This window comes from Psychrobacter sp. (assembly GCF_018260395.1).
Classification (GTDB): Bacteria; Pseudomonadota; Gammaproteobacteria; order Pseudomonadales; family Moraxellaceae; genus Psychrobacter.
Map to the genome: position 1 here is coordinate 1 of NZ_JAGLBC010000183.1, position 3,728 is coordinate 3,728.

The 3,728-nt window shown below is 32.8% G+C and carries 4 protein-coding genes; 3 read left to right on the top strand and 1 reads right to left on the bottom strand.

The features are described from left to right. Positions 1–472: 472 nt before the first annotated feature. Positions 473–1,759 (bottom strand): NAD(P)/FAD-dependent oxidoreductase, encoded by a 1,287-nt coding sequence (locus tag QZ265_RS10145; RefSeq protein WP_296405851.1) that lies wholly within the window; start codon positions 1,757–1,759, stop codon positions 473–475. A gap of 383 nt (positions 1,760–2,142) precedes the next feature. Between QZ265_RS10145 and QZ265_RS10150 the strand changes: the two genes are divergently transcribed. From QZ265_RS10150 to QZ265_RS10160, 3 genes are read left to right on the top strand one after another with little or no spacing between them, the layout of a single operon-like run. Continuing rightward, positions 2,143–2,550, top strand: a complete 408-nt coding sequence (locus QZ265_RS10150) for a RidA family protein (protein ID WP_296405853.1) — start codon at positions 2,143–2,145, stop codon at positions 2,548–2,550. A 33-nt stretch (positions 2,551–2,583) separates the two neighbouring features. Further along, positions 2,584–3,255 (top strand): DUF1028 domain-containing protein, encoded by a 672-nt coding sequence (locus QZ265_RS10155; protein ID WP_296405854.1) that lies wholly within the window; start codon positions 2,584–2,586, stop codon positions 3,253–3,255. A gap of 25 nt (positions 3,256–3,280) precedes the next feature. Continuing rightward, a complete protein-coding gene (locus QZ265_RS10160) occupies positions 3,281–3,715 on the top strand; it encodes a LysR family transcriptional regulator (RefSeq protein WP_296405855.1) in 435 nt (144 codons plus the stop codon). Positions 3,716–3,728: the final 13 nt, after the last annotated feature.

Here is a 3,728-nt window from a genome sequence, read left to right on the forward strand (position 1 = left end):
CGATAAATTTTTCTACTTTTAAAGCGTAGGTATTTAATTTTGTTCAATTACTTAGATAATATATTTCCATTAGTGTGTGCTATTTTATCGACGGCTTAGGGTTTAAATTGGTTACCGTTACTCTTTATTTCTGGACCATGATAAACTCAGATTAAAGCGCTTAGTTTACCAAGTTTAAATATACAGTTTCTTAAGTATAGCTCACATAGTCATATCAACTTATAACTATTGTGAACGCTCTATAAAGGAATAAGTTTTAGGTAAGTGTTTACCGCTGGCAAGGTAAGCAATACACATTAACCTTGGTTAAATATCATTTACTATCCTTGCAAAATGCTGTTAAACGCATTATAGATTTTAAAGAGCTTTAAGTAGAACGATTATTATCACTTTTTTTCATTAACTTTAATTTTTCAGATATTTTTCAGATATTTTTCATAATATTAAATAATTCCTAATAATCATAACTTAACTATACAGATTCATAATTCTCATATTGATGTTGTATATCAATGTATTCAGCTATGCGTTTAGCATCATGCCATACCCCCCAAATGAAACTAGAGCCTTTTCCTGATAAATATGGTAGTCCAACAAAATAGAATCCATGCTCATTAGTAATACCTTTATTGTGTATTGGTGCCCCATTTTCATTAAAAATATTAAATGGTAGCCAGTCGTAATCAAACCCAAAGCCAGAAGCCCAAACAATACTGTTTATATTAGTCTCTTTAAAATCTAATTCTAATAGTGGGTCCAACATAGATACAGGCATTTCCGATAATATCTTAGCATTTGGATCCTGCGGTAAGTCTAATCCATTACTTTCGACGTACTTATCCATAATTTCTAAAGTATCTAAATACGATTTTTCAGCATTGATTATATTTTCAACCAAGTCGTTTTTAAAATATGCTTTACCATTTTCAAATTTGCTAGTCATTCCTAAAAGCGTGATTCCTTCGTGACCCATTTTCCTAAAATCAACAGTTTGACCACCGTTCATGCCACTTACAGCGAATCCTTTTATGGGTCTTTGAGGTGGTTTTGATTCCTGCCAAGTATCTAATACTCCTAACCACCAAACATTATCTCTTCCTCTATAACTTCGTGGTGGACGCTCATGTGGACCAACTGATAAATAAACTTTTTTACCAAATGAATTTAATTCTGAAGCAATTTGTACGCCTGATGAGCCTGAGCCAACAACTAATACAGACCCTTCAGGCAATTGTTTAGGATTTTTATATTGATCAGAATGTATTTGATAAAGACCCATTTCTTTTGGCGCAATACTGGGTATTACAGGTGTCTGAAAAGGTCCGGTTGCTACAACTATATAATTTGCAATAAATTTACCACCTGTAGTCTGAACAGTGAAACCCTTCCTCTTTAAATTTTTTGTTATTTTGACTACTTCAACTCCTGTCAGAATTGGAGATTGAATCATCTTTGCATAATCTTCAAAGTATTGAGCAACTTCGTTGTGATGAACAAAAGTATCCGGTTTATGAGGAAAATCCATATTTGGAAATTTATCATGCCAACAAGGACCATTCGCAACTAGAGAATCCCATCGACGTGTTCTCCATGCTTCAGCAACTCTATTTTTTTCTAAAACTATGTGATCTATTCTTAAATTACATAGATGCTCACTGGTAGCTATACCAGCTTGTCCAGCACCAATTACAATTGTATCGATATATTTACAATCATTTTTATTACTATTGGTTTCACAGCATTTATTATTAATTAACATAATCTCTCTCTTATTAATATTTATTAAATTAATCAATCACTTTTGTAAATCATATTCCTATTATTTATGCTTAATCTACATATATGCAATTTTAGATTTCTTAATAAATATTAATAAATATTTTTTTTATTGACAATCATATCTCCTGAATCGTTACATCAGTAAAAACTAATCATTTTAATATGGAATTGCTGAATCATTGGAAAGGAATTTCTAAATTGTTATGAAAGTATTTTAATGCATACTGTTTACAAGTCTTTAATGATATTAAGAAATCAACCTTAACAATCGTTAACTTAATGCCTTTTATTCATAATTAACAATAATTAAAGTTAAGTCCAAGTAATTATGTTTTAAAACCATTATCTTTTTTAAGGATATTTATGAAACATACTCGTATCAGAAAATTTAATACCAAAATGACCTATCCAGATCAAAATTTAGACAATGACTTGTGTCAGGTTGTTATTGCTAAAGGTAGTATCGTATTCCTACGCGGTCAAATAGGACAAAATTTGGATACTAATGAAAGTGTCCATATTGAAGATGCTACAGGTCAAGCTGAACAGGCAATGTTCAACATAGATATGTTATTAAAAGAAGCTGGAGGTGATCTAAATGATATTTGCAAAATAACAATTTACATTACCGATCCTAGATATCGTGAAGGAGTTTATAAGGTCGTTGGAAAATGGTTGAAACAGGTTTACCCAGTTTCTACTGGCATTGTTGTATCGGCTTTAGCGCGTCCCGAATGGTTAGTAGAAATTGATGCTATAGCCGTAATATAGACTGGAGTTAAATATAATAATTAAGGATAGTTTATGACATTTTCAATAATTGCGCGATGTAAACAAACAGGTCAATTAGGTGCTGCAATAAGTTCCTCTTCTCCTGCAGTTGCCTCAAGGTGTATCCGAGCCAAAGCTGGAATAGGCGTTGTAGCTAGCCAAAATATTACAGATCCAAACTTATCGCAAGTTCTACTTGAGATGATGCAGTTGAATATTTCACCAACTGATGCAGGTCAAGAACTTATAAAAAGCAAAGAATTTATTGAATACAGGCAATTAATGGCATTAAACACAAAAGATGCTCCATTTATTTTTAATGGAAAACACACGCTTGGCTCATTTTCTGCATGTAAAAGTATGGATGCCGCCTGTGCTGGAAACTTATTAGCAAATGAATCTGTTCCTAAAAAGATGTTAGAGACTTTTGATACTTGTAAAGGTTCACTTGCAAGTAGACTGCTTAAAAGCTTATCTGCAGGTTATGAATGTGGCGGCGAAGCAGGACCGGTTCATTCTGCAGGTTTATTAGTAGTGGATAAAGAAACATGGCCAATTGTTGATCTAAGAGTAGATTGGTCAGATAGTCCTATAGAAGACCTAAACAAAGTATGGGAAGTATATGAGCCTCAGTTGGAGGATTATATTATCAGAGCTATAAATCCGACTATTTCACCTAGTTATGGGGTGCCAGGTAATTTATAGCTATTTATAAACAGAGGGGATAATTGTGTTAAGTAGAATAACATTGCGTCAAATGGAGTATTTTGTAGCTACTGCAGAAAATTGCAGTATCCTTATAGCTTCAGAAAAGATTCATGTTTCTTCTCCCTCTATATCTGCAGCTATTGCTCATATGGAATCAGAACTAAATGTGCAATTATTTATTCGTCAACATGCTAAAGGATTGGTTTTAACAGAAATAGGAGAAAGAGTAGAAGAAGCATGTACTATTATCTTATGTGAAGCCTCAGATTTATATTCTTTATCATCCGATTTTACAGGATCCATGAGTGGCAAAATAAAAGTAGGTTGCTTTTCAGCCTTTGCTCCATCAATTTATGCAGAAGTGATACATGGTTTTGCAAATTTATATGAGCAGATTGACTTAGAAACTGTTATAGACGGTGTTTGTCAACATAGTTGTCACCAATTTACGAATTAGGCGACTCTCATCT

Bases quoted from the DNA above. Each gene is read 5' to 3' on its own strand.
- QZ265_RS10155 (WP_296405854.1), top strand. From the start codon at position 2,584: ATGACATTTTCAATAATTGCGCGATGTAAACAAACAGGTCAATTAGGT.
- QZ265_RS10150 (WP_296405853.1), top strand. From the start codon at position 2,143: ATGAAACATACTCGTATCAGAAAATTTAATACCAAAATGACCTATCCA.
- QZ265_RS10145 (WP_296405851.1), bottom strand. From the start codon at position 1,759: ATGTTAATTAATAATAAATGCTGTGAAACCAATAGTAATAAAAATGAT.